This window comes from Cryptosporangium sp. NPDC048952, assembly GCF_043197895.1.
Lineage (GTDB): Bacteria > Actinomycetota > Actinomycetes > Mycobacteriales > Cryptosporangiaceae > Cryptosporangium.
In genome coordinates this window covers 323,045-347,983 of record NZ_JBICTY010000003.1, presented here as the reverse complement: position 1 = coordinate 347,983, position 24,939 = coordinate 323,045, and the positions used below count along the sequence as shown (strand labels likewise).

The window sequence follows — 24,939 nt, the reverse complement described above, 5'->3', positions numbered from 1 at the left end:
ACGCACTGTGAGTGACCACTACTTCAGCGCGCGGCCCGCGGCGGCGCGGGCGCCGAGAACCGTGCGGCTGGCGCTGCGCGACGTCCAGGCCGGGCTCGCCACCGACAGCGGGGTGTTCTCGCCCGGTGCGATCGACGCAGGCACGCTCGTCCTGCTGGAGACCGTACCGCCGCCGCCCGCCACCGGTGACCTGCTCGACCTCGGGTGCGGCTACGGCCCGATCACCGTGACGCTGGCGCATCGTGCGCCGAACGCGACGATCTGGGGTGTGGACGTCAACGAGCGGGCCCGTGAACTCGCCCGTACCAATGCAGAGGGACGCCCGAACGTCCGCATCGCGGCGCCCGACGAGGTTCCGGACGACACGAAGTTCGCCGCGATCTGGTCGAACCCGCCGATCAAGGTCGGCAAGGACGTGCTGCACGGGATGATGCGCCGCTGGCTCCCCCGGCTGACGCCGGACGGGGTCGCGTACCTGGTCGTGCAGCGCCACCTGGGCGCCGACTCGCTGCACACGTGGCTGGAGGCCGAGGGCTTCCCCACCGAGCGGCTAGCCTCGCGCAAGGGGTACCGGATTCTGGCAGCGAGAGGGAACGAGTGATCCATCAGCTTCGGGGGACCGAGCTCAAACGCCTCCACCGCACCTGGCGCCGGCGCAGCGACGGTCGACTCGCCCTGCTGCTGGACGACGTCGGCAATCCGTACAACGTCGGGTCGATCACCCGGTCGGCGGCGGCGTTCGGCGTCGATCACCTGTACCTGTCGGGATCGTCGGTATCACCGCGGGCGCCGAAGGCGGCCAAGACCGCGCTCGGCACCGACCGGTACCTGCAGTGGTCGGAGCATCCGACGATCACCGATGCGATCGGCGCCGCGAAGAAGGACGGGTACCGGGTCGTCGGGGTCGAGCTCGCCGAACCCGCGTCGCCGCTCGCCGACCTCGACCTGTCGGTCGACGTCTGCCTCGTGCTGGGGCACGAGGAACGCGGGATCTCGACGACCGGCCTCGCGGAGTGCGACGCGATCGGGTACGTGCCGCTGATCGGCCGGGTGGGCTCGCTCAACGTGGCGACAGCGGCCGCGATCGCCTGCTACGAGGTCCGACGTCAGTCCTGGGCCGAGGGCGACTGGTCCGATTCCGACGCCGACGCCGAGGCGGCGGAGCTCGCAGAGACATGACCACACGCGCGGTGCGGGTCAACCAGGTCGGCTATCCGGCCGGGTGGCCTCTCCGCGCCACCGTGGTGACCGACTCCCCCACGCCGCTGCCCTGGCAGCTCCGGAACTCCGCCGGGGAGACGGCCACCGCCGGTGAGACGGTCGTGCACGGACACGATCGGGCCGCCGGTGAAGACGTCCACACGATCACCACCACGGCGCCGACCGGCGACGACCGCTGGACGCTCGTCGTCGACGGGGTCGAGAGCGTCCCGTTCGGCACACCCCGGTACCGCGACCTGGCCCGCGACGCCGGCCACTTCCTGTACCTGCAGCGCAGTGGCACCCCCATCGCCGATCCGCGGTTCGGACGCCCCGCCGGCCACGTCGACGTCTCCCCGAACCGCGGCGACGGCGCGGTGGCCTGCCACCGCTCGGACTGCCCGCGCCGCCGCCTGCTGTTCGGCTGCCGCGGCCACGACCTGCGCGGCGGCTGGTACGACGCCGGTGACCACGGCAAGTACGCGGTCACCACGGCGGTCACGGTCTGGCTGCTGCAGTACGCGGTCGAGCGCTCCGGCGCTGGAGGTGTCGGAACTACGGGAAGGACCCTCGCCGAAGCACGCCACGGCCTGGAGTTCCTGCTCGCCGCCCAGCTGCCCACCGGCGACCCCGACGCCGGCATGGTGTTCGCCGCCGTGCACGACGTCCGCTGGACCGGGATGCCGCTGCGCCCCGACCAGGACCCGCAGCCACGGATGGTCCGCGCACCCACCACCGCGGCCACGTACGGGCTCGCGGCGGTCGCCGCGCAGGCCGCGCGGGTCTGGGAGGTGCACGACCCGGTGTTCGCGGCGCGGTGCCGCACGGCGTCGGACCGCGCGTGGAACGCGGCCACCCACAACCCGGTCGTGTACGCCACGGTCGCCGAAGCGGACGGCACCGGCGGCGGCCCCTACGACGATGACGACGTCCGCGACGAGCGGTACTGGGCCGCGGCCGAACTCGCGGCGCTGACCGGCGCCGAGGAGTACCGGTACGCGATGCCGCACTCCGGGCTCGACCCGCTGGCCGCGCTCCACGAGGGGTTCGACTGGCGTTCGACGCTCCCGCTGGCGCAGCTGACGCTCGCGCTGGGCACGGGCTGGACGGCTGCGGCGGCGGCGAACGAGGCACGGACGGCGCTGGCCACCGCGTCCGAGCGGCTGCTGACGAACATCGAGGGCCACGGCACCCCGTACGTGCCGTCGGACGGGCGCTACTGCTGGGGTTCCAACTCGCGCGTGCTGGCCCACGCGACGACGCTCGGCGCTGCCGCCGACCACACCGGCGACGCCCGCTTCTTCGCCGGTGAACTCGCGTGCCTGGATTACCTGCTCGGACGCAACGCGACCGGCTTCAGCCAGGTCACGGGGTACGGCGCCCGCGCGGCGTCGAGGCCCCACCACCGGTTCTTCGCCCACGCGATCGATCCGGAGTTTCCGCCGGCCCCGCCGGGTGTCGTCGTCGGCGGACCGAACAGCGGCCTCGACGACCCGGTGGCGGTCACCGCCCGGAGCTCCGCGCCACCGCAGAAGTGCTGGATCGACGACCCCGGCTCCTGGGCCACGAACGAGGTGACGATCGGCTGGAACGCCGCGCTCACCGTGGTCTCCGGTCACGTGGCCGCGCGCCTGGCGCCTCCGCGCTCGTTAGACGCGGCGGCCTAGGCACTGCTCGCGGTCTCCGCGGCCAGGAGGCTGTCCAGCGCCCCGGCGCCGACCGGCTTGGAATACAGGAACCCCTGCGCGCGGTCGCAGCGCAGCTCGCGGAGCGTGTCGGCGCGTTCGCTGGTCTCCACGCCCTCGGCCACCGTCGACAACCCGAGCGAGTGCGAGAGCTGCAGGATCGCCTTGGTCAGCGCGGTGTCCTCGCTGTCGGCCCCGTCGGGCCCGTCCATGCTGAACGCCCGGTCGATCTTCAGGATGTCGACCGGCAGGCGACGCAGGTAGGACAGCGACGAGTAGCCGGTGCCGAAGTCGTCGATGGCGATCCGGATACCGCGCCCCCGCAGCTGCTCGAGCCGCGCCACGACCGCGTCGGTCTCAGCCGCCGTCGCCGCGATCATCGTCGATTCGGTGATCTCGAGGACGAGTGCCTCCGGCGGGAGGCCGCTGAAGCGCAGCGCACCGATGACGGTCGAGACGAACTCCGGGTCGCGCAGCTGGGCGGTGGCCACGTTGACCGCGACCGAGATGCCGAACCGTGCGTACCAGTCCGCCGCGTCGACGCAGGCCTGGCTCAGCACCCAGGCACCGATCGGCACGATCAGGCCGCTTTCCTCGGCGATCGGCACGAAGTCGGCCGGCGACATCCGGCCCTGGTCCGGCATGTCCCACCGCAGCAGCGCCTCCACCGAGCTGATCCGCTCGGTGACCAGGTCGACGACCGGCTGGTACTCCAGCACGAACTCGCCGTTGGCCACCGCGCGGCGCAGCCCGGCCAGCAGTTCGACCTTGTCCAGATGCGCGGTGCGCAGCTCCTGGCGGTAGGGCACGACCTGGTCCTTGCCGGCCCCCTTGGCCGCGTAGAGCGCCAGGTCCGCGTTGCGCAGCACGTCGCTCGGCGTCGCCGTTCCGGTTCCGACGTAGAGCCCGACGCTGGTCGTCAGGTAGAGGTCGTGCGCGGCGATGTGGAACGCGGTGCGCAGCGCCTCGGTGAGGCGCCGGCCGACCGCCAGGGCGGCCTCCTCGTCGGTCTCACCGATCAGGACGGCGAACTCGTCGCCACCGAGCCGGGCGAGCAACGCACCGTCCGGGAGCGTGGCGCTGAACCGGGCCGCGGCCTGGACGAGCAGTTCGTCGCCGACCGGGTGTCCGTGGGTGTCGTTGACGTCCTTGAACCCGTCGAGGTCGATCAGCAGCAGCGCGTACGACTTGTCGTCGGAGGGCGGGAGGGCGGCGTCGGCGAGCACCCGGTCGAGGGCCTCGGTGAGTTTCGCCCGGTTCGCCAGCCCGGTGAGCGGATCGTGCAGCGCCCGGTAGGTCAGCTGCCCCTGCAGGGCCTGCTGCTCGGCCAGCGCCGCACCGAGCGCGGCCGCCTGCGCCGCCTGCTCCTGCTCGCGCCGGTAGGAGTCCCGGGCCTGCCCGGCGCTCCGGACGGCCAGGTAGAAGCAGAACAGCGTCGTGATCGTCACCGGCGGGCCGACGTCGATCAGCGGGTCCAGCACCCACTGGTTCACCGACGCCAGCACGGCGTACGCGGGATAGACGAACACCGTGAGGCCGAGCAGCGCCATCTTCAGCCGCCCGGTCGGCTGCTGACCGTCGACCGGAGGACGCCGCTCGACCACCGACGGATGCCAGGCCGCGACCGCCATCAGGAAATACCCGATGAGCACGATGGCACCCGGGGCCCCGGTCGCCACGACGCCGGTCGGCTGACCACCGGTCACGCTCCGGAGCAGGTCCCCGACGAGGAACATCAGCGACGCCAGGCCGAGAAGCAGCTGGGTGGTGTTCCGGATCGAGACCGTGAACACCATCACGGCCATCCCGAGCAGCGACAGGTCGCCCATCACGAACGCGAACGCGATCCACCGTTCGTCCTTGGCCTCCCCGTGCAGGTAGGGCACGACGAACAGCAGGTAGAGCACCGATCCCAGGCTGTAGGCGATCGCCAGGCCGTCGACGATCCGGTGGCTGCGGTAGCCGCCGCCGCGGCCGACGATCCCGATCAGACCGGCCACCAGCAGGGGGAACGAGAGGATCCGGATCGCCTGCGTGACGGTCAGCGGCGCGCCGGGCAGGAGCACCACGTGCGGCGCGGCCTGGTAGACCACCAGACCGGTCAGCCGGGTCGCGAGGCCGGCACCGAGGAGAAGCCACGGCCAAGCCGGTGACGGCCGGTGGACGGCGAGCGCGACCCAGAGCGACAGCACCGCGCACAGCGCGGCCACGACGTAGGTGCGCGGCGACTGCGGGCCCGGGAGCGCGAGCAACAGCCAGGGCACGACGAGCGCGACGGCGGAACCGGCGAGCCAGTGCGTCCGCCGGCGGGCGATGACCAGCTCCGCGGCGTGCGACAGGCCGTCCATGGGCGTGGCCACGCCCGAACGGGTGCGCACGACCAGACCGTCGGCCGGCGCAGTGTGGGTCTGCACGGTTGTCTGTACGGACGCGCACGACCAGACCTGACGGTTTACTCCGACCTTTGACCGAGCAGCTCCGGCGTGTCGAGCACAGGAAGACGTCCGGAGTGCGCCGCGAGGAACGAATCGAGGTCGGCCGCGGGCAGCGGCGGCGTGAAGTAGTTGCCCTGCATGAGGCGGCAGCCCAGGTCACGCAGCCACTCGACGCGGTCTGCGCTCTCGACCCGCTCGGCCACCGCGCGCAGCCCGAGCGTCCGGCAGATCTCCAGCACCGCCCGGGTCAGCGCCGCGTCGACGAGCGCGTCGGTCGAGGTGTCCAACGCCGCCGCGCGGCCCAGCGCCGGATCGAGTTTGAGCACGTCGACCGGGATCTGCCGGAGCAACGCGAGCGACGACTGGCCGGTACCGAAGTCGTCGACGGCGATCCGGACGCCGCTGCCCCGCAGCTCGACGATCCGGGACGCGAGTGCGGCGGTGTCCCCGGTGACCGCCGACTCGGTCAGCTCCAGCACCAGCGCGTGCGGCGGCAGGCCGCTGTCGTCGAGCACCGAACGGACCAGTTCCAGCAGGCCGGGGTCGAGCAGGAGACGCTCGGAGACGTTCACCGCGATCCCGACGCCGTACCGCTCGAACCACGGCCGCGCCTCGACGCACGCGGTGCGCAGCGCCCAGGTGCCGATCGGCACGCTCAGACCGGCCGCCTCGGCCACCGGGAGGAAGTCGCGGGACGGGACCGGGTCGCGGCCCGGGGGCGCCCAGCGGATCAGCGCTTCGACGACCGTCGCGCGGCCGGTGACGACGTCGATCGACGGCTGGTAGTGCAGCACGAACTCGTTCCGGGTGACGGCCTCGTGCAGCCCCGCGGCCAGCGCGGCGCGCTCCGCGTGCGCCGCGCGCAGCACGGGTGAGAACACCGACACCTGGTTCTTGCCGTTCTGCTTCGCCGAATAGAGCGCGAGGTCGGCGTCGCGCAGCAGAACGCCGGCCAGCCCGTCGGGCAGGTCCTCGCTGATCACCCGCACACCCACGCTCGCGGTGACGCACAGCTCCCGTTCGTCGACCGGGTACGGCCTCGCCACGACCTCGACGATCCGGCGGCCGAGCTCCACCGCCCCCGCCCGGTCGGCCCGGCACAGCAGGATCGCGAACTCGTCGCCACCCAGCCGGGCGACGACCGCCTCGGTGGCCGCCGCCGTGGCGTCGGCAGCGACGGTGGCGGCCAGGCGATCGGCGGCGAGCCGGAGCAGGGCGTCACCGGCCGGATGGCCGAAGCCGTCGTTGACGGCTTTGAAACCGTCCAGGTCGAGCAGGAGCAGCGCGGGACGACTCCCGGACGGCAGGGCCGCCAGCGCGTCGGTGAGCGCGGCCCGGTTCGCCAGCCCGGTCAGGGCGTCACGCAGCGCACGCACGCGGGAGTCGGTGGCCTGCTGGTGGACGCGGAGCAGCAGCGCGATCGAGAGCACCGCCATGCCGGCCACCGGCACCACGACGTTGCGCCACGGATCCAGCGGCGAGTTGGTCAGCGCGGAGATCGTCAGCGCGATCGGCGGCGCGACGACCGCGACCAGGAACAGCGGGAGACGGGAGTTCGAACCGCCGGCCGGGGGCGAGGGAACGCCGGCACCGTGCAGCACCCACCACCGCGACGCCGTGGCCGCCGCGACGCCCGCGGCCAGCGAGATGGTCAGCGCCCAGCCTGGGTCCTCCCGATCGAAGAGCGGGCCCCACCAGACCAGGCTCGAGATCAACAGCAGCCCGACCGACGCGACGAGCAGACCGGTCTCGGTCCGGCCGTCCGCGACCAGCACGAGGCGGAGCACGGCCACCCACCCGGCCAGCGAGATCACCGCGAGCAGAACGACGGTGACCAGCGCAGACGGCCCCGACGGGAGTACGACCACACGTGTGCCGACGAGCGTCGCGACGCTCGTGCCGATGCCGAACCCGACCACCGTGAGGTCGATCAGGCCGCCCCGGGCCGGCGCGAGGTTCAGCGCGCGGTGCAGGCGCACCAGGCCGACGACCAGCGTCGCGAGGCCGCCGAGGTGGAGCAGGAACGCCAGGAACGGGTCGGGTTGCCCACCGGCCGAGAGCCGCACGGCCAGCGCACCGTCGCCCAGCACCATGATCGTGATCCCGATCAGCGTCATCGGGGCGCCTGGCGCCGCGTACCCGATCTCGGCGACCTGGTCCTGGACCGTGGTGAGGATCAGCCAGAGCACGACCCCGGCGTAGAGCGAAACCGCCAGCTGGACCGGCACGAGCGGCAGCACGAAGAGCGGCAGGGCGCCCGCCAGTGGACGCCCCAAGCCGCGCAAGGGCCCCGGGAGCCCCGTTGGTCGCGCTTTCGGCACGCCTTTAGCTATACAGGGCTCACGCTGAGTTAGATAGCACGAAGGGCCCCGAGAGGGGCCCTTCGTGTTGGGCTCAGGCCGCCTGAGCGGCCTCGGCCGCGGCCGGCTCGAGCGCGAGTGCGACCACGTCGGCCACGTCCTCCATCAGGTGGACGGTGAGCGCCTCCCGCACGCTGGCCGGGACGTCGTCCAGGTCAGCGGCGTTGCGCGCCGGCAGCAGCACCTCGGTGAGCCCGGCACGGTGGGCGGCCAGCAGCTTCTGCTTGACGCCACCGATCGGCAGCACCCGCCCGGTCAGCGAGACCTCGCCGGTCATGCCGACCTCGGCGCGGACCATCCGCCCGGTGAGCAGCGACGCGAGCGCGGTGACCATCGTGACGCCCGCGGACGGGCCGTCCTTCGGCACCGCACCGGCCGGCACGTGGACGTGCAGCCGGCGGCCGCGCAGCTCCTCGGGGTCGGCCCCGAACCGGTCGCCCTGGCTCCGCAGGTAGGAGAGCGCGATGTGCGCCGACTCCTTCATGACGTCGCCCAGCTGCCCGGTGAGGACGAGCTCGGGCTCCGATTTGGCCTCGGCGCCCGGCGAGGCGTTCGCCTCGATGAAGAGGACGTCACCGCCCGCACCGGTGACGGCCAGACCGGTCGCCACACCCGGAACCGCGGTGCGCTCGGCCGACTCCGGCGTGAACCGGGGACGACCCAGGTAGTCCTTCAGCGTCTCGGCAGTGACGTCGACGGGCGTCGCCGGCGGGTTCTCCCCGGCGAGCTTCGTCGCGACCTTGCGCAGCACCCGCGCGAGCGAGCGCTCCAGCTGACGGACGCCGGCCTCGTGGGTGTAGTCACCCGCGATGAGCTTGAGCGCGTCCTCGTCGATCGTGACGTCGGTCGTCTCCAGCCCGGCACGCTCCAGCTGCCGCTTCCAGAGGTGGTCACGAGCGATCGCGACCTTCTCGACCTCGGTGTAGCCGTCCAGGCGGACGACCTCCATGCGGTCGATGAGCGCCTCCGGGATCGCTTCGGCGACGTTCGCGGTGGCCAGGAACAGCACGTCGGACAGGTCGAGCTCGACCTCGAGGTAGTGGTCGCGGAACGTGTGGTTCTGCGCCGGGTCGAGCACCTCGAGCAGCGCCGCCGCGGGGTCACCGCGGTAGTCGGCACCGATCTTGTCGACCTCGTCGAGCAGGACGACCGGGTTCATCGCGCCGGCCTCCTTGATCGCCCGCACGATGCGGCCCGCCTGCGCGCCGACGTAGGTGCGCCGGTGACCGCGGATCTCCGCCTCGTCGCGGACGCCGCCGAGCGCGACCCGGACGAACTTCCGTCCGAGCGCCCTGGCGACCGACTCGCCGAGCGACGTCTTGCCGACGCCGGGAGGACCGACCAGCGCGAGCACCGCGCCGCTCCCCCGCCCGCCGACGATTTCCAGACCGCGCGCGGCCCGGCGGTTGCGCACCGCCAGGTACTCCACGATCCGGTCCTTGACGTCGTCGAGGCCGGCGTGGTCCGCGTCGAGCACGGTCCGCGCTTCTCCGACGTCGGTGCTGTCGTCCGTGCGGACGTTCCACGGAAGCTCGAGAACCGTGTCGAGCCAGGTGCGGATCCAGGACGCCTCCGGCGACTGATCGCCGGTGCGCTCCAGCTTGTCGACCTCCCGGAGCGCGGCTGTGCGCACCTTCTCCGGCAGATCGGCGGCCTCGACGCGGGCCCGCGGGTCGGCCTCGGGGTTGTCGTCGTCGCCCGAGAGCTCACCCAGCTCCTTGCGGATCGCGGTCAGCTGCTGGCGCAGCAGGAACTCGCGCTGGGTCTTCTCCATCGACTCGCGGACGTCGTCGCGGATCGTCGCGGCGACCTGGAGCTCGGCGAGCTGCGTCTTGCCCCAGTCGAGGACGAGCTGGAGGCGCTTGACGACCTCGGGGGCGTCCAGGAGCTGGAGCTTCTGGTCGGTCTCCAGGTACGGAGCCCAGCCGGCCACGTCGGCCAACTCGCCCGGCTCGGTGATCCGGCGGATCATCTCGACGGCCTGCCAACCCGATGCCTGCTCGGCCTCCGCGCGGTGACCGAGGATCTCCTGGACGACCTCGCGGTACTCGGCCGCCAGCTGGTCGACCTTCTCCTGGTCGGTGGCACTGATGCGGTCGGGCATCGTGGTGGCCTCGACCCAGAGCGCAGCGCCGGGGCCGTTCACGCCCTGGCCGACCCTGGCCCGGGACACGGCGCGCAGCACCGCGGCCGGACGGCCGTTGGGGAGGCGGCCGACCTGGTCGATCGTGGCCAGGACGCCGACCTCGTGGTACTTGCCGTCGATGCGGGGCACGATCAGGAGCTGCGCATCGTCGTCGTTCGTGACCTTGGCCTTCGCCGAGTCGATCGCGGCTCGCTCTTCGCTGTCGAGCTCGACCGGGATCACCATTCCGGGAAGCACGACTGCGTCGGCCAGCGGCAGCACCGGCAGGGTGAAGGTGGTGACGGGCCCGCGCGGCCCGCCGGGGGATCGATCCATCGCCGTACCTCACAGCAGTCGGAAGTTGAGTGCACCCGGCTCAATGCTTACAGCGTTGCGAGCATTCCCCGGGTCGGCGATGTTCGCTGTGAGCGGATACGCCAGCCTCAATTGGCGCGCGCCCAGAGCTAGGCCAGGGCTGTCGGTGATGCGAGGTGCGCGGCATCCCAGAAGTCTCGGAGCACCGCCATCGCGTCGCTCACCGTCGGGGGCGAGTCGGTCAACTTCTCCGCAATGCCGGGATATTGCGAGGCCCAGGCAAGCGGTGGGTCCGCGATCCTCCTCGGCAGCGCATGAGTTCCCCGAACGTCGAAGACGTGCCGCACTACAGCGACCAAAGAACTATCCGGTAGGAGACCCGACTCGATCAACAGCACCAGATCGGCGAGATCTTTGACTCTGGTGTTCGCCCGGTTGCCATAGTCACGCGTCAACGCGTGCAGCTTCTCAGCGAAGTGTTGCCGCCGGTCCACAGCCTCGATACTCCTCGGCGGAGTACCCGCAAAGTCCAGCGTATTAGGCAGGCTTAACTGCTCAGTGACGGCTATTTCCTCACTTCGCGCCACGACATCAAGTTTGATCGTTGCGAACAGCCGCCCGGCGAGTAACGCCCGGATAGTGAATCGCCACGCACCGCGGCCGGCCAAATCGTCGGACAAATCAGTTGGCTGAGCAGCCCTGAAGACGAAACCGTCGCCATCCAAGTCGGGAGAAATCGCCTCAATGAGTCGACTGCGAACGTCATCACCCTTCAGGCACCCCAATCGCGCGGCCACGTCAAGATCTTTCGTTGTTCGCGCGCGCTCACGCAGTCGGAACTCCAACGCTGCACCGCCCTTCAGGACCCACTCGGCGCCCTCGTCAGTGGCCAAGCGAGCCGCTAGGCGATCGAAAACGATGATCCGACGCTGACGAGTCAAGTCATAGCCGTGGACGGAAGCCTGCTGTCGGAGCCGATCCTCCAACGCTCGGCGCAGCGCAACCGGACTTTGGTAGCGACTACTCACGGCTGCGCCGCCAGCGCCCGCTCGATACCGAGCTCTGCTCGCGGTCCGAGCCGTCCACCAGCCTCCAGCAACTGCTTTCGCGTTACTTCCCCGCGGGACAACAGGTCGGCAACGGCGGAATCCACCACGTCTTGGTCCGCGCCAGCGGAGGAGCATTCAGCGATAGCACGAAGCGGAGTGGTGATCCGGTAACCCAGTCGCTGCTCGACGTCGGTAGTGGCTAGTTCCGCGAAATGCAGCACCACTGCCGAACTCCTCTGGCGAAATCCAGGAGGAACAGTCAGATGGATATCTGCAGGATTCGCGATACCAATCTCATGCACCGAAAGTGCGCTGAGGTGCGAGACAACCGCCTGTTCCTTACCCCAGAGGTACCACTGGACCAGGTAGTCGTCAGCTTCGCTGGGAAGATAGTTGTACTCGCCCAACCGGAACACTCCGCGGTCCACCCGACCCCAATTCCCTTGTCGTACATGGAAGTGTTGGGCTTGATAGGAGTATCCGACCTTCAACGCCTGAGCTGCGGTGAAGTACCCACGCTGCTGACTAGCGAGTTGCCAGAGCGCTTCCCTCAAACCCTTGCGATCCGTGGCCATAAAAACCTCAAACTTAGCTTTAGTTTGAGGGATATTATCACGCAGAACTAAAGTCTGACTGTAGGTGGAGTCCATCAGACCGCCGCGCCGCTCCCGCTCAGGGGCGGGATGGCCAGGCCGTCGGGGCCGGCTATCGGGAGGCCGCACCGGCGGGCGACCTCGGCGGCCCAGATCCAGCGGCTGCACGGCCAGGGTGGTGCGGCCGGGCCGACCGCACAGGTGAGGTACGGGCACTGATTGCGGTGGTCGGGCCGGTGGAGCTCGAGAAACAGCCGCGCCGTCTCGATCTGCTCTTCGTTCGGGTTCAAGGGGATGTCGAAGCCTCCGATTGCCATGCCCGCAATACTAGAGCTGACGTACCTACGTGTCCACGAGCTGTCGTGGATACGTACCCCTATAACGTCCGCGACATGATCGATCCGCACGGTGACCGGGCTGTTTACCGGCAGCTGGCCGACCAATTGCGCGCGGACATCAACAGCGGCGAGTACGGACCCGGGGCTGCGATCCCGTCCGAAGCCGCGTTGATGCAGCGCTACGGAGTCGCCCGCAACACGGTGCGGCTGGCGATGGTGATGCTCCGCGAAGAAGGCCTGGTGGTGACCCACCACGGTCGCGGCACGTTCGTCCGCGACTCGCTGCCGATCCGGAAGATCTCGTCCGATCGGTACCGCGCCGCGCTGAGCGCTCCGGAGCCGCCCGAGTACCGCACCGAGGCCACCCACCAGGAGGTCCCGGCCACCGCGCAGGTCGCCGAGCTGCTCGGCGTCGACGTGGGCACGCCGGTGCTGGAGCGGCGGATCCTGTTCCTCGACGGCAGCCTGCCGCAGCAGATGAGCATGTCGTACATCCCGCTCGAGCTGGTCGCGAACACGCCGGTGGCCGATCCGCAGCACGAGCCGTGGGCCGGCGGCACGGTCGCCGCACTCGCCAGCATCGACGTCCGCGTGACGTCGGTGCGCGAGCTGGTGCGGGCCCGGATGCCGCAGCCCGACGAGACCCGCTCGCTCGCGGTCGCGGTCGGCACTCCGATGCTCACTGTCACCCGGACGATGTTCGCGGGCGACCGGGCCGTCGAAGCCGCCGTGGACATCGTCGTGCCTGGTGACCGGGGCGAGCTGGAGTACCGCGTCGACCTCGGCGGTTGAATTTCCGGTAAACGGGCAACGACGACGACATGAACCCGCCGCGCGACGAATCTGCCGCTGAGCGGCTCGACCGCAACATGGGCGAACTGCTGCAGGAGCTGCGCGTCGCCCAGACCGGCGTGCAGATCCTGTTCGCGTTCTTACTCACGCTGGCGTTCCAGCAGCGCTTCTCCGAAGTGGACAAGTTCGGCCGCGTCGTCTACGTGGTCGCGCTCGTGTGCTCGTTACTCTCGAGCGGCTTCCTGATCGCTCCGGTCGGCTACCACCGGTTGGTGTTCCGCCGCGCGATGAAGGAAGAGGTCGTCCGCACCGCGAACGTCTTCGCGCTGACCGGCATGGTGTTCCTGTCGATCGCGCTGGGGGGTGCGCTGACCGTCATCCTGGACGTGATGTTCAGCAAGGAAACCGCGATGGCCGGGGGCGTCGTCGCACTGGTGTTCCTGGTAGTTCTCTGGTTCGCGATCCCGTGGGTGCGCCTGCGCACGAAGCGCGGGGACTAGTCCTCGGGCGTGTCGATCTCGCCGCGTTCGTCCGCGGCCAGGACGGCGACGGCCCAGCGGTGCCGCGCGCACGGCCACAGCGCAGGTGTGTAGTGGGTGGCACTGGCGCAGTACGAACGGTCATGGGCGTCGGGAGCCGAAGGCAGGTGCATCGTCAGCAGCCGGTGTGCAGTTTCGACGTCCTCCTGCACCAGTGGCCGGTGGTACTGCACGACCCCTCCCCTTCGCCGCCGTTCCGCGACCATGCCACATATTTCGTGCCCTCTCAACGGGCCCGGAAACGCGAAACACCGATCACCCTTCCGGAGAAGGGCGACCGGTGTCCGGATCGGACTCAGGAACGGCGGAGCTTGATCCGCGTGCGGTACTGCGCGGCCAGCACGAGGAACAGCGCCAGGAAGAACATGATCGAACCGATCACGTTGATCTGCGGCGGCACCCCACGCTGGTTGGCTCCGAACACGAACATCGGGAACGTGACGAGGTTGCCCGAGTTGAAGTTCGTGACGATGAAGTCGTCGAAGCTGAGCGAGAACGACAGCAGCGCGGCCGCCACGATGCCGGGCAGCACGAGCGGCAGCGTCACCCGTCGGAACACCTGGTAGGGCGTGGCGTACAGGTCGGCCGCGGCCTGTTCGAGCCGCGGATCCATGCCCTGCAGCCGCGCCTTCACGGTGACGACGACGAAGCTCATGCAGAACAGCACGTGCGAGATGAACAGCGTCGTGAAGCCACGGTCGACGCCACCCTGCACGAACAGCGCGAGCAGCGACGAGCCCATGACCACCTCGGGTGTGGCCATCGGCAGGAAGACCAGCAGGTTCGTCGGCTGCCGTCCGCGGAAGCGGTGGCGCACCAGGGCGAACGCCAGCAGCGTCCCGAGTACGACGGCGCCGAGCGTCGCGAACAGCGCGAGCCGGATCGACAGCCAGAGGCTGTCGCACATGCCGCCGATGCCGCAGACGTTCGTCCAGGCTTCCAGCGAGAACTCGTGCCAGGCGAAGTTGAAGCGCCCGGCCGGCTTGTTGAACGAGAAGATGAAAACGACCAGGACGGGCAGCAGCAGGTAGCCCAGCGCCGCGAGACCGGCGAACGTCACCAGGTGCTCGCGGACCCAGGCCACCGCGGCCGACAGCGGCGAGCGCGCCGGCTTCGTCACCCGGTGTCCACCCCGGTTCTGCGTGAGGGTCGCCATCAGACCAGCTCCTCCGTCCCGGCCCGGCGCACGTAGACGAGCACCATGGAGATGATCACGACCATGAGGATCACCGAGAGCGCCGCGGCACCCGGGTAGTCCAGCGAGACCAGGAACTTGCTCTGGACGACGTTGCCGATCATCGACGTCTGCGGTGTTCCGAGGAACTCCACGTTGACGTAGTCGCCGGCCGCGGGGATGAACGTCAACAGCGTTCCGCCGACGACACCCGGCAACGACAGCGGGAACGTCACCTTGCGGAACGTCGTGAAAGCGTTCGCGTAGAGGTCACCGGCCGCCTCGAGCAACCGGCCGTCGAGGCGCTCCAAGCTGGTGTAGAGCGGGAGCGTCATGAACGGCAGGAAGTTGTAGGTCAGACCGCAGACCACCGCGATCGGCGTCGCGAGCAGACGGTCGTCGGTGAAGCTGAGCAGGCCGAACGCGCGCAGCACGTCGGCGACCCAGCCCTCGTCGGCCAGGATGATCTTCCAGGCCAGCGTCCGCACCAGGAAGCTGGTGAAGAACGGCGCGACGACCAGGATCAGCAGCACGTTGCGCCAGCGGCCGGCCTTGAACGCGATCGTGTACGCCAGCGGGTACGCGATGATCAGCGCGGCGATCGTCGCCAGCCCGGCGTAGACCAGCGAGCGCAGGAACTGTGGCGCGTAGTCGCTGAGAACCTGGCCGTAGATGCCGAAGTTCCAGGTCAGCGCGTAGCCGAGCTCGAGCGAGCCCTCCTGGAGCGACTGGCTGATCAGCGTGATCGTCGGAATGACGAAGAACACGGCCAGCCAGAGCAGCCCCGGCAGCACCAGCAGGTACGCCGTCGACTTCCGGGACGTCATGAGACGGATCCCGCGGGCACCCCACCCAGCTCCGGGTCGATGATCTCGCCCGCGTGGATGTCCTGGCTGCCGTCGAGGCCGAACGCCGACGCCGGGTCCCAGTGGATCTGCACCTCGTGGCCCGGCCGCGGGCCGAGGTCGGAGGTGAGGTTCTGCGCGAACACCGAGAGCGTCTGCCCCCAGCGCGTGCGCACCTGGTACTGGGTGCTGACGCCGATGAAGCTGGAGTCGACGACCTGGACGTCGATACGGTTGTGCCGGTCGGGCACCGGGGCGCCGTTCGGGCTCAGGTGCAGCTTCTCCGGGCGGACGCCGACGTAGATCCGGTTGCCGGTGGACGCCGACCGGTTCACCGGGAGCGCAACCCGGTACCCGGAGACGTCCAGCAGCAGGTCACCACCCGAGCGGCCGTTGACGGTGCCGGCGAGCAGGTTGGACTGACCGAGGAAGTTCGCGACGAAGACCGTGGCCGGCGTCTCGTACAGCTCGACCGGACCGCCGAGCTGCTCGACCCGGCCCTGGTTCATGACCGCGATCGTGTCGGCCATCGACATGGCCTCTTCCTGGTCGTGCGTCACGTGCACGAACGTCGACCGGACGCCGGTCTGGATCTGCTTGAGCTCGAGCTGCATCTGGCGACGCAGCTTGAGGTCCAGCGCACCCAGCGGCTCGTCGAGCAGCAGCACCTGCGGGCGGTTGACCAGCGCGCGGGCCAGAGCGACGCGCTGCTGCTGACCACCGGAGAGCTGGGTGGGCTTGCGCTGGGCCAGGTCGCCCAGCTCCACCATTGCCAGCGCCTCGCTGACCTTATTCTTGACCTCCGACTGACGCCGCCGGCGCAGGCCGAACGCGACGTTCTCGAAGATCGTCAGGTGCGGGAAGAGCGCGTAGCTCTGGAACACCGTGTTGACCGGCCGCTGGTACGGCTTCTTCGTCGTGATGTCGTCCTGGCCGAGCAGGATCCGGCCCTCGGTGGGCTCCTCGAGCCCACCGATCATCCGCAGCGTCGTCGTCTTCCCGCAGCCCGAGGGGCCCAGCAGCGCGAAGAACGACCCCTCCGGGATCGTCAGCGACAGGTTGTCGACGGCCGTCATCGGCCCGAAGCGCTTCGAGACCTCGACCAGCCGGAGGTCCCGCCCCGTCCCCGGCGCGGTCACGCGCCGATGACCTTCGCGAACTTGTCCGCGAAGGACCGCTCGGTGGCGTCGTCGAGCGCCTTGAACGTATGCAGTTTCGTCAGCGTCGCTTCGCTCGGGAAGATCAGCTCGTTCTTCGCCAGGTCGGGATCGGTCTGCGCGACGATTTCCTTCGCGCCGACGACCGGGCAGATGTAGTTGACGTAGGCGGTGAGCTCCGCGGCGACCTTCGGGTCGTAGTAGTAGTTCATCAGCAGCTCGGCGTTCTTCTTGTGAGCTGCCTTGTTCGGGATCATCATGTTGTCGTTCGCCCGGGTCGCGCCCGCTTCCGGCGTCACGAACTGGATCTTCGGGTTGTCGTTCTGGAGCTGGACGATGTCACCGGACCACGCGATGCAGGCCGCGACGTTCCCGGCCGCCAGGTCCTGGGTGTAGTCGTTACCGGTGAAGCGGCGGATCTGGCCGCTCTTCACGGCGGCGTCGAGCGTCGCCAGCGCCTCGTCGAACTGCGCCTCGGTGACCGACGCGGGGTCGGCACCGTTCTCCAGCAGGATCAGCCCCATGGTGTCGCGCATCTCGGTGAGCGCGGTGACCTTGCCCTTGAGGTCCGACCGGGTGAGCAGGTCGGTCACGTTGTCGACCTTGCCGGTCACGTCGCTGTTGTAGGCGATGCCGGCCATGACGCCCGCCCACGGCAGCGAGTACTCACGCGCGGAGTCGAACTCGACCTCGGTGAGCGACGGCTGGATGTTCTTCTTGTTCGGGACGTTCGCCGCGTCCATCTTCTGGACCCACTTGAGCCGGATGAGCCGGGCGGCCATCCAGTCGGTGAGCACCATGACGTCGCGCTTGATGTCGTTGCCGGCGGCGAGGTCGGCGCGGACCTTCCCGAAGAACTGGTCGTTGTCGTTGATGTCCTCGACGTAGTTGACCTTGATGCCGGTCTGCTTGGTGAACGCGTCGAGGGTCGGGTGGACCTTCTCGTCGTTCTCCGCGACGTCGATGTACAGCGGCCAGTTGGAGAAATTGACGACCTTGTCCTTGTCGGACAGGTCGGCCGCGGCAGCCTGGTCGGCCTCGGTCTTCTGAGCACCCTTCGTGCCACACGCCGCGAGCAGCGGTCCGCCGGCAGCCAGTAAGCCGGCGGCACCGGCGCTACGGAGCACCGACCGACGCGACAGCAGCTGGCGCAGCGACCGCATTACGTCCGGGTCGACATCCGTCATCGGAGCTGCTCCTTCAGATACTTCGTTGGCCGCGGTAGCGGACCGTGATCAGTTGAGTGTGTCGGGGTAATGCTGCCGCTACGGTGCGGCTGTGGCCAGCGGGTCTGAAAATTACCCATCCCGGAAAACAGTTCGATGCCACGGTTTGGCCGCCTGCGCCGTCAAGTCGTACATGACGTGCTTGACGGCGGTGTACTCCTCGAACGAGTAGCTCGACATGTCCTTGCCGAAGCCCGAGGCTTTGACGCCGCCGTGTGGCATCTCGCTGATGATCGGGATGTGGTCGTTGACCCAGACGCAGCCGGAGCGGATCCCGCGGGTCGCGTGCAGCGCACGGTGCACATCCCTGGTCCAGACCGAAGCGGCCAGACCATAGGGCGTGTCGTTGGCAAGCGCGATCGCCTCGTCCAGGTCGGGGTCGTCTCCACCCTGGTGTCCCGCGCCACCCCCGAACGGCACGGCGACCAGAACCGGACCGAAAATCTCCTTCTGGACTATCTCCGAGTCTTGGTCCACATCGACGATCAGCGTCGGCGCATAGTACGAACCTCTGATCAGATCGTCGGTCTTCGGAATCTCACCGCCGACGACGACCCGCGCGCCGTAACCGCGCGCCCGGTCGACGAAGCCCGCCACGCGCTCCTGCTGGGCGCGGTGGATGAGCGGCCCGAGGTCGGTGTCCGGGTCCAGCGGCGCACCCAGCCGGACCGCGCTCATCAGCTCGGCGACCCGGTCGACGAACTCCGCGAACCGGGAGCGGTGCACGTACGCGCGGGTTGCCGCGGTGCAGTCCTGGCCGGTGTTGATCAGGGCGCCGGCGACGGCTCCGTGCGCGGCGGCCTCGAGGTCGGCGTCGTCGAGGACGACGAACGGGGCCTTGCCGCCGAGCTCCAGGTGGATGCGCTTGGGGCCCAGGGCGGCCAGCTCCATGACCCGGCGGCCGACCGCCGAGGAGCCGGTGAACGAAATCATGCTCACGTCCGTATGGGAGACGAGAGCTTCGCCCGCCTCCCGCCCGACCCCCGTGATCACGTTGACGACCCCCGCCGGGGCACCCGCCTCGGTGACGAGCTCCGCGAGGCGCAGCGAGGTGAGCGGCGTGTTCTCGGCCGGCTTGAGGACGATCGTGTTGCCGGCGGCGATGGCCGGCAGGATCTTCCAGGCCGCCATCTGCAGCGGGTAGTTCCACGGGGCGATCGAGCCCACGACGCCGATCGGCTCGCGCCGCACCATCGACGTGTGGTCGGCCGAGTACTCGGCGGCGGCCTTGCCGGCCAGTTCCCGGGCAGCGCCGGCGAAGAACGCGGCGTTGTCGACGGTTCCCGGCACGTCGAACTCGGTCGAGAGTCGGATCGGCTTGCCGGTCTGCCTGCTCTCCAGCGTCGCGACGGCGTCGGCCTCGGCGTCCAGCAACTGCGCCAGCTTCGTGAGCACGGCGGACCGCTCGCCCGGCGTGGCCCGCGACCACTCGTCGAACGCCGACCCGGCGGAGGCGACCGCCCGGTCCACGTCGTCGGAGTTGGCGAGCTCCACCGACTCGACGGTCTCCCCCGTGGAGGGATCGACGACGTCGTAGGGGGTCCCGCTGGAACCGCGTGCCCGTTGCCCGGCGATGTACTGGTGCACCCGTTAGTCCGTCCTTCTCTCGCGCCGCGAGATTACGTCATGGCGGTTTCCGTGCCCGCGCCGATCCGGGGCGTTGGAAACGGTCGAGTGGGCTGAGAATGACACCCAGGGCCTCAATCGGGCAAGGAATCCGTGAAACAATACGGTCTCGGATGATGAATCCGTTGTGGAGACTGGGAAACATCCCGGTAACCGCTGTTCGTGAAGGGTCCGTTCGACCCCGTTTCGTCGTTTCGAGGAGTGCCCGAATGGCCGATTCAGTTCTCAGCCTTTGGCTCGATGGGCGGACGCCCGGGCCCGCTGATCGTCGGCCCGCACTGGACAGCGACCTCGCGGTCGACGTGGCGATCGTCGGTGCCGGCTTCACCGGGTTGTGGACCGCCTACTACCTCGCGGCGGCGGATCCCTCGCTGCGCATCGCGATTCTCGAGGCCGAATTCGCCGGGTTCGGCGCCTCCGGACGCAACGGTGGCTGGTGCTCCGCGCTGTTCCCGGCGTCCACCGCCCGCGTCGCACGCGAGCACGGTCGGGACGCCGCCATCGCGCTGCGGCGGGCACTGTTCGACACGGTCGACGAGGTGGGCCGTGTCGCGGTCGCCGAGGAGCTGGACATCGACTGGGCGAAGGGCGGCACGCTGACGCTCGCGGCCGGTGCGGCCCAGGAAGCCCGCTTGCGCGAGGAGCTCGAGGACGAGCGGCAGTGGGGGTTCTCCGATTCCGACTACCGCTGGCTGTCGCCCGACGAGGCGCGGGCCCGGGTCGAGGTCGCGACCGACGTGCGCGGCGCGTTGTACACGCCGCACTGCGCGGCGATCCATCCGGCGAAGCTGGCGCGTGGGCTGGCCTCGCTGGTCGTGGCGCGGGGCGTCCAGCTGTTCGAGGGGACGCGGGTGACCCGGCTGGAGCCCGGGCGGGCGGTGACGGCCGGCGGCACCGTGACCGCCGACGTCGTCATCCGCGCGACGGAGGGGTACACGCCGTCGTTGCCGGGCTATCGGCGCGCGGTGGCGCCGCTGTACTCGCTGATGATCGCCACCGAGCCGCTGCCGGCCTGGTTCTTCGAGCGCGTCGGGTGGGGGGCGCGGGAGACGCTCACCGACGGCCGGCACCTGATCATCTACGCGCAACGCACCGCCGACGACCGGATCGCGCTGGGTGGGCGGGGTGCGCCGTACCCGTACGGGTCTCGCCTCCGACCCGAAGCCGAGCACGACCAGGAGGTGTTCTCGGCGCTGCACCGGACGCTGCTCGAGATGTTCCCCGGGGCGTCGGGCGCCGCTGTGACCCACACCTGGGGCGGGCCGCTGGGGGTGCCGCGGGACTGGCACGCGTCGGTCGGGCTCGATCGGTCGACGGGGGTCGGCTGGGCCGGCGGGTACGTCGGCGACGGTGTCGCGACGACGAACCTCGCCGGCCGCACCCTCGCCGACCTGGTGCTTTCGCGGGACACCTCGCTCACCCGCCTGCCCTGGGTGGGCCACAGGTCGCCACTCTGGGAGCCCGAGCCGTTCCGCTGGCTAGGCATGAGCGGCGGCCTCTGGGCCATGACCAGCGCCGATCGCGTGGAAGCCCGCACGGGCGCCCCGGCGCGCCGAGCGTCCCTGATGCAGGGCCTCTTAGGCGGTTGAGGCGGCGCAGCCGCCGATAGTTCTAACCTGGAGCCAGCTGAGGGCAACGGTGCCAGTCGAGCGCGGACCCGCCGCGTATAGGTGATACTCAAGGGTCGGCGCTCGCCTGGCAGCGTTGTTCTCAGCTGGCCGCCCACTAGCTCTCGATGTTGGTCATTACGTGCTTGACCCTCGTGTAGTCCTCCAGGCCGTACATGGAGAGGTCCTTGCCGTAGCCGGAGTGCTTGAAGCCTCCGTGCGGCATCTCGGCGACGAGCGGGATGTGGGTGTTGATCCACACGCACCCGAAGTCGAGCTTCTTGGCCATCCGCATGGCCCGCCCGTGGTCCTTCGTCCACACGGACGACGCCAGCCCGTACTTCACCCCGTTGGCCCAACGCAGCGCCTCGGCCTCGTCCGAGAACTTCTGCACGGTGATGACCGGCCCGAACACCTCGTTCTGCACGATCTCGTCGTCCTGGCTGAGCCCGGACACGACCGTCGGCGCGTAGAAGAAGCCCCGGTCGCCGACGCGGGAGCCACCGGCGTCCAGCGACGCGTGGTCGGGCAGCCGGTCGATGAACCCGGTGACCTTCTCCAGCTGCGCGGCGGAGTTCACCGGCCCGTACAGCACGTCGGTGTTGCTCGGCGCCCCGGTGACAGTGCCCCGCGCCTGCTCCGCCAGCGCCGCGACGAAGTCGTTGTGCAGGTGCGGCGCCACGAGGACCCGCGTCGCCGCGGTGCAGTCCTGACCGGCGTTGAAGTACCCGGCGATCGCGATCGCCTCGGCCGCCGCCTCGAGATCAGCGTCGTCGAACACGATGACCGGAGCCTTGCCGCCGAGCTCGAGGTGCACACGCTTGAGGTCCTTCGCGGCACTCCCCGCGACCTCCATTCCGGCGCGGACACTTCCGGTGATCGAGACCATGTCGACGTCCGGGTGGTCCACCAGCGCCCGCCCGGTGTCGCGGTCACCGGTGATCACGTTGAACACACCCTCGGGCAGGAACTCCGCCGCGATCTCCGCCAGCAACAGGGTGCTTGCCGGAGTGGTGTCCGACGGCTTCAGAACAACCGTGTTCCCCGCCGCGAGAGCCGGCGCGAACTTCCAGACCGCCATCATCATCGGGTAGTTCCACGGCGCGACCTGCCCGCAGACACCCACCGGCTCGCGCCGGATGAACGAGGTGTGCCCGGCCATGTACTCCCCGGCCGACTTGCCCTCCAGCACCCGCGCCGCCCCGGCGAAGAACCGGATCTGGTCGACCATCGGAGGAATCTCTTCCTCGTGGGTCAGCTGGATCGGCTTGCCGGTGTTCTCCGACTCCGCTTTCACCAGGTCGTCGGCGCGTGCCTCGATCGCGTCAGCGATCTTCAGCAGCGCCTTCTGCCGCTCGCTCGGCGTCGAGTCGCGCCACGACTCGAAGGCGGCGCGTGCGGTCTTCACCGCCGTGTCCACGTCCGCAGCACCGGAGAGCGGGGCGCTCGTGTACACCTCGCCCGTGCTCGGGTCCACCACGTCCGTCGTCCGTCCGTCGGCGGCGGCCGTTTGCTTGCCACCGACGAAGTTCTGCAGCGTCATCGTCTCTCCGTAAGTTCGACTGAGCGTGCGCCTCCTATCTCATTGCATTCGTAACGGAATCCGCAAGAAGAAGGCGAATATTCAACGGATTCACTTGCTTCAACAGGTGCTCTCGGCAACCATGAGCAGGTGCAGCCCACCTCCTCCAGCCGCTCAGCCGGTCCGCCCGTCGTCCTGGACGACATCGCCAAACGGATCATCGAGCAGCTCCAGAAGGACGGCCGGCGCTCCTACGCGGCGATCGCGAAGGACGTCGGACTTTCCGAGGCAGCGGTTCGCCAGCGGATCCAGCGCCTCCTCGAGGCCGGGGTCATGCAGATCGTCGCGGTGACCGACCCGTTGATGCTGGGGTTCCGGCGTCAGGCGATGGTCGGTGTCCGCGCCGAGGGTGACCTGCGTGAGGTGGCCGAGCGACTCGGCAAGTTGGACGAGATCGACTACGTCGTGCTGACCGCCGGGTCGTACGACGTCCTGCTCGAGGTGGTCGCCGAAGACGACGACCACCTGCTGCGCGTCGTCAATGAGCTGATCCGGCAGGTACCGGGTGTGCGGAGCACCGAGATCTTCATGTACCTGCGCCTGGTGAAGCAGACCTATTCCTGGGGGACCAGATGACCACCACCCCGATCGATACCGCCGGGGCAGGCGGGGACGACAAACTCTCCCGAACCGCGTACGACCACCTGTGGATGCACTTCACGCGGATGTCGACGTACGCCTCCGAGCCGGTTCCCACGATCGCTCGCGGCGACGGCATGTACATCTACGACACCGCCGGCAAGAAGTACCTCGACGGGCTCGCGGGCCTGTTCGTCGTGCAGGCCGGCCACGGCCGCGTCGAGCTCGCCGAGGCCGCCTACAAGCAGGCGCAGGAGCTGGCGTTCTTCCCGCTCTGGGGCCACGCGCACCCGGCCGCCATCGAGCTGGCCGAGCGGCTGGCCCACTACGCGCCCGGCGACCTGAACCGGGTCTTCTTCACGACCGGTGGCGGCGAGGCCGTCGAGACCGCGTGGAAGGCCGCGAAGCAGTACTTCAAGCTCACCGGCAAGCCGTTAAAGCACAAGGTGATCAGCCGTTCGATCGCCTACCACGGCACTCCGCAGGGCGCGCTGTCGATCACCGGCATCCCGGACGCGAAAAAGTACTTCGAGCCGCTGGTGCCGGGTGCCTTCAAGGCTCCGAACACGAACTTCTACCGGGCGCCGGAGCACGGCGACGATCTCGAGGCGTTCGGACGCTGGGCCGCCGACCAGATCGAGCAGGCCATCGTGATGGAGGGCCCCGACACCGTCGCCGCGGTGTTCGTGGAGCCCGTGCAGAACTCGGGCGGGTGCTTCCCGCCGCCGCCTGGCTACTTCCAGCGGCTGCGCGAGATCTGCGACCGCCACGACGTGCTGCTCGTCTCCGACGAAGTCATCTGCGCGTTCGGCCGGCTCGGGACGATGTTCGCGTGCGACAAGTTCGACTACGTGCCCGACATCATCACCTGCGCGAAGGGCATGACGTCCGGCTACTCGCCGATCGGTGCCGCGATCTTCTCCGACCGCCTGATGGAGCCGTTCCTCGACGGCGCCAACTACTTCCCGCACGGGTACACGTTCGGCGGGCACCCCGTGTCGGCGCGCGTCGGGCTGGCCAACCTCGACCTGTTCGAGCGCGAGGGCCTCAACAACCACGTGCTGGCGAACGAGGACGCGTTCCGCTCCACCCTGGAGAAGCTGTACGACCTGCCGATCGTCGGTGACGTCCGCGGGAACGGCTACTTCTACGGCATCGAGATGGTCAAGGACAAGAACACCAAGGAGACGTTCGACGCGGACGAGAGCGAGCGGCTGCTGCGCGGCTTCCTCTCCAAGGCGCTGTTCGACGCCGGGCTGTACTGCCGCGCCGACGACCGTGGCGACCCGGTGATCCAGCTGTCGCCGCCGCTGATCGCCGACCAGTCGCACTTCGACGAGATGGAGCAGATCCTGCGGTCGGTTCTCACCGAGGCGTGGTCCCGGATCTAAGTTCTACAGCGTGTGGAAGAATGCGGCTCAACGAGGCCGGACGAGGAGGAATCGTGGCTGAAGACGAGCCGGTTACCGCACCTGACCAGTTCAGGGAGGGTCACCCGAAGCTCTGGCGTGGGCTTGCCGTCGTGTCTGCTCTCTCGCTGCTGGTGATGGTCGTCGGCAACCACGAGGGGCACGTCGAAGACCTGTTCCTGATCGTCGGTGCGGTCATCATCCTGGCTCTGCTCGCTTGGGACGCGGTTCAGCGGCGTTACGGCGTCAAGCGCTGAGTTCGTTGCACGAAGAAGCCCCCGGGGATTTCCCCGGGGGCTTCTT

22 protein-coding genes are annotated in these 24,939 nt (G+C 69.4%); 9 read left to right on the top strand and 13 right to left on the bottom strand.

Translation table 11 applies throughout. From position 1 onward, the window contains the following. The first annotated feature begins 7 nt into the window (after window positions 1–7). The 3 genes from ACGFY5_RS17670 to ACGFY5_RS17660 are packed head-to-tail and all read left to right on the top strand — an operon-like array spanning window position 8 to window position 2,867. A complete protein-coding gene (locus tag ACGFY5_RS17670) occupies window positions 8–601 on the top strand; it encodes a class I SAM-dependent methyltransferase (protein ID WP_392721016.1) in 594 nt (197 codons plus the stop codon). Then, entirely contained in the window at window positions 598–1,179 is a 582-nt protein-coding gene (locus tag ACGFY5_RS17665; RefSeq protein WP_392721014.1) for a TrmH family RNA methyltransferase, read from the top strand. The genes ACGFY5_RS17670 and ACGFY5_RS17665 overlap by 4 nt, the downstream gene beginning before the upstream one ends. Further along, the gene (locus ACGFY5_RS17660) at window positions 1,176–2,867 is read left to right on the top strand and encodes a glycoside hydrolase family 9 protein (RefSeq protein ID WP_392721012.1); all 1,692 of its coding nucleotides are present in this window, start codon (window positions 1,176–1,178) and stop codon (window positions 2,865–2,867) included. The genes ACGFY5_RS17665 and ACGFY5_RS17660 overlap by 4 nt, the downstream gene beginning before the upstream one ends. Here ACGFY5_RS17660 and ACGFY5_RS17655 read toward each other — a convergent pair. The 6 genes from ACGFY5_RS17655 to ACGFY5_RS17630 all read right to left on the bottom strand — a co-directional run bounded on the left by ACGFY5_RS17655 (window position 2,864) and on the right by ACGFY5_RS17630 (window position 12,079). After that, on the bottom strand, window positions 2,864–5,263 hold the full coding sequence (locus ACGFY5_RS17655; RefSeq protein ID WP_392721010.1) for a putative bifunctional diguanylate cyclase/phosphodiesterase: 2,400 nt from the start codon (window positions 5,261–5,263) through the stop codon (window positions 2,864–2,866). The two genes, ACGFY5_RS17660 and ACGFY5_RS17655, sit on opposite strands and share 4 nt — an antisense overlap. Before the next feature lie 74 nt (window positions 5,264–5,337). Further along, window positions 5,338–7,596 (bottom strand): putative bifunctional diguanylate cyclase/phosphodiesterase, encoded by a 2,259-nt coding sequence (locus ACGFY5_RS17650; protein WP_392721009.1) that lies wholly within the window; start codon window positions 7,594–7,596, stop codon window positions 5,338–5,340. A 118-nt stretch (window positions 7,597–7,714) separates the two neighbouring features. Then, complete coding sequence (lon, locus tag ACGFY5_RS17645; RefSeq protein WP_392721007.1) at window positions 7,715–10,141, bottom strand: endopeptidase La; 2,427 nt, start codon at window positions 10,139–10,141, stop codon at window positions 7,715–7,717. 128 nt (window positions 10,142–10,269) lie between these two features. Beyond that, window positions 10,270–11,013 (bottom strand): nucleotidyl transferase AbiEii/AbiGii toxin family protein, encoded by a 744-nt coding sequence (locus ACGFY5_RS17640; RefSeq protein WP_392721004.1) that lies wholly within the window; start codon window positions 11,011–11,013, stop codon window positions 10,270–10,272. A 131-nt stretch (window positions 11,014–11,144) separates the two neighbouring features. Further along, on the bottom strand, window positions 11,145–11,819 hold the full coding sequence (locus ACGFY5_RS17635; RefSeq protein ID WP_392721002.1) for a hypothetical protein: 675 nt from the start codon (window positions 11,817–11,819) through the stop codon (window positions 11,145–11,147). Next, window positions 11,819–12,079, bottom strand: coding sequence for a hypothetical protein (locus tag ACGFY5_RS17630; RefSeq protein WP_392721001.1), 261 nt, complete (start codon window positions 12,077–12,079; stop codon window positions 11,819–11,821). The genes ACGFY5_RS17635 and ACGFY5_RS17630 overlap by 1 nt, the downstream gene beginning before the upstream one ends. A 75-nt stretch (window positions 12,080–12,154) precedes the next feature. Between ACGFY5_RS17630 and ACGFY5_RS17625 the strand changes: the two genes are divergently transcribed. Both ACGFY5_RS17625 and ACGFY5_RS17620 read left to right on the top strand, forming a co-directional pair. Continuing rightward, on the top strand, window positions 12,155–12,892 hold the full coding sequence (locus tag ACGFY5_RS17625; RefSeq protein ID WP_392720999.1) for a GntR family transcriptional regulator: 738 nt from the start codon (window positions 12,155–12,157) through the stop codon (window positions 12,890–12,892). A 29-nt stretch (window positions 12,893–12,921) separates the two neighbouring features. Beyond that, window positions 12,922–13,392, top strand: a complete 471-nt coding sequence (locus ACGFY5_RS17620; protein ID WP_392720998.1) for a DUF6328 family protein — start codon at window positions 12,922–12,924, stop codon at window positions 13,390–13,392. On the opposite strand, the gene ACGFY5_RS17615 is transcribed toward ACGFY5_RS17620, so the two are convergent. From ACGFY5_RS17615 to ACGFY5_RS17590, 6 genes are all read right to left on the bottom strand, one after another. Next, window positions 13,389–13,604: a hypothetical protein gene (locus tag ACGFY5_RS17615; RefSeq protein ID WP_392720996.1), complete on the bottom strand. Its 216-nt coding sequence runs from the start codon at window positions 13,602–13,604 to the stop codon at window positions 13,389–13,391. The genes ACGFY5_RS17620 and ACGFY5_RS17615 overlap by 4 nt on opposite strands. Before the next feature lie 122 nt (window positions 13,605–13,726). Continuing rightward, window positions 13,727–14,587, bottom strand: a complete 861-nt coding sequence (locus ACGFY5_RS17610) for an ABC transporter permease (RefSeq protein ID WP_392720995.1) — start codon at window positions 14,585–14,587, stop codon at window positions 13,727–13,729. Beyond that, window positions 14,587–15,432 carry an ABC transporter permease gene (locus ACGFY5_RS17605; protein ID WP_392720994.1) on the bottom strand — a complete coding sequence of 282 codons (846 nt, stop codon included), beginning with the start codon at window positions 15,430–15,432 and terminating at the stop codon, window positions 14,587–14,589. The genes ACGFY5_RS17610 and ACGFY5_RS17605 overlap by 1 nt, the downstream gene beginning before the upstream one ends. Beyond that, a complete protein-coding gene (locus ACGFY5_RS17600) occupies window positions 15,429–16,589 on the bottom strand; it encodes an ABC transporter ATP-binding protein (RefSeq protein ID WP_392720991.1) in 1,161 nt (386 codons plus the stop codon). Before ACGFY5_RS17600 ends, ACGFY5_RS17605 begins: the two co-directional genes overlap by 4 nt. Continuing rightward, window positions 16,586–17,794 (bottom strand): spermidine/putrescine ABC transporter substrate-binding protein, encoded by a 1,209-nt coding sequence (locus ACGFY5_RS17595; RefSeq protein WP_392720989.1) that lies wholly within the window; start codon window positions 17,792–17,794, stop codon window positions 16,586–16,588. Before ACGFY5_RS17595 ends, ACGFY5_RS17600 begins: the two co-directional genes overlap by 4 nt. Window positions 17,795–17,905: 111 nt before the next feature. Next, window positions 17,906–19,420: a gamma-aminobutyraldehyde dehydrogenase gene (locus ACGFY5_RS17590; RefSeq protein ID WP_392720987.1), complete on the bottom strand. Its 1,515-nt coding sequence runs from the start codon at window positions 19,418–19,420 to the stop codon at window positions 17,906–17,908. A gap of 248 nt (window positions 19,421–19,668) precedes the next feature. Between ACGFY5_RS17590 and ACGFY5_RS17585 the strand changes: the two genes are divergently transcribed. Then, a complete protein-coding gene (locus ACGFY5_RS17585) occupies window positions 19,669–21,048 on the top strand; it encodes an NAD(P)/FAD-dependent oxidoreductase (RefSeq protein WP_392720986.1) in 1,380 nt (459 codons plus the stop codon). 136 nt (window positions 21,049–21,184) lie between these two features. On the opposite strand, the gene ACGFY5_RS17580 is transcribed toward ACGFY5_RS17585, so the two are convergent. Beyond that, on the bottom strand, window positions 21,185–22,609 hold the full coding sequence (locus ACGFY5_RS17580) for a gamma-aminobutyraldehyde dehydrogenase (RefSeq protein ID WP_392720984.1): 1,425 nt from the start codon (window positions 22,607–22,609) through the stop codon (window positions 21,185–21,187). 174 nt (window positions 22,610–22,783) lie between these two features. On the opposite strand from ACGFY5_RS17580, the gene ACGFY5_RS17575 reads away from it, so the two are divergent. The 3 genes from ACGFY5_RS17575 to ACGFY5_RS17565 are packed head-to-tail and all read left to right on the top strand — an operon-like array spanning window position 22,784 to window position 24,893. Continuing rightward, window positions 22,784–23,224, top strand: coding sequence for an Lrp/AsnC family transcriptional regulator (locus ACGFY5_RS17575; RefSeq protein WP_392722501.1), 441 nt, complete (start codon window positions 22,784–22,786; stop codon window positions 23,222–23,224). Then, on the top strand, window positions 23,221–24,618 hold the full coding sequence (locus ACGFY5_RS17570; protein ID WP_392720983.1) for an aspartate aminotransferase family protein: 1,398 nt from the start codon (window positions 23,221–23,223) through the stop codon (window positions 24,616–24,618). Before ACGFY5_RS17575 ends, ACGFY5_RS17570 begins: the two co-directional genes overlap by 4 nt. A gap of 53 nt (window positions 24,619–24,671) precedes the next feature. Beyond that, a complete protein-coding gene (locus ACGFY5_RS17565; RefSeq protein ID WP_392720982.1) occupies window positions 24,672–24,893 on the top strand; it encodes a DUF2631 domain-containing protein in 222 nt (73 codons plus the stop codon). Window positions 24,894–24,939 lie beyond the last annotated feature (46 nt).

Bases quoted from the DNA above. Each gene is read 5' to 3' on its own strand.
- ACGFY5_RS17660 (WP_392721012.1), top strand. From the start codon at position 1,176: ATGACCACACGCGCGGTGCGGGTCAACCAGGTCGGCTATCCGGCCGGG.
- lon (WP_392721007.1), bottom strand. From the start codon at position 10,141: ATGGATCGATCCCCCGGCGGGCCGCGCGGGCCCGTCACCACCTTCACC.
- ACGFY5_RS17635 (WP_392721002.1), bottom strand. From the start codon at position 11,819: ATGGACTCCACCTACAGTCAGACTTTAGTTCTGCGTGATAATATCCCT.
- ACGFY5_RS17630 (WP_392721001.1), bottom strand. From the start codon at position 12,079: ATGGCAATCGGAGGCTTCGACATCCCCTTGAACCCGAACGAAGAGCAG.
- ACGFY5_RS17625 (WP_392720999.1), top strand. From the start codon at position 12,155: ATGATCGATCCGCACGGTGACCGGGCTGTTTACCGGCAGCTGGCCGAC.
- ACGFY5_RS17620 (WP_392720998.1), top strand. From the start codon at position 12,922: ATGAACCCGCCGCGCGACGAATCTGCCGCTGAGCGGCTCGACCGCAAC.
- ACGFY5_RS17610 (WP_392720995.1), bottom strand. From the start codon at position 14,587: ATGGCGACCCTCACGCAGAACCGGGGTGGACACCGGGTGACGAAGCCG.
- ACGFY5_RS17605 (WP_392720994.1), bottom strand. From the start codon at position 15,432: ATGACGTCCCGGAAGTCGACGGCGTACCTGCTGGTGCTGCCGGGGCTG.
- ACGFY5_RS17595 (WP_392720989.1), bottom strand. From the start codon at position 17,794: ATGACGGATGTCGACCCGGACGTAATGCGGTCGCTGCGCCAGCTGCTG.
- ACGFY5_RS17585 (WP_392720986.1), top strand. From the start codon at position 19,669: ATGGCCGATTCAGTTCTCAGCCTTTGGCTCGATGGGCGGACGCCCGGG.
- ACGFY5_RS17580 (WP_392720984.1), bottom strand. From the start codon at position 22,609: ATGACGCTGCAGAACTTCGTCGGTGGCAAGCAAACGGCCGCCGCCGAC.
- ACGFY5_RS17570 (WP_392720983.1), top strand. From the start codon at position 23,221: ATGACCACCACCCCGATCGATACCGCCGGGGCAGGCGGGGACGACAAA.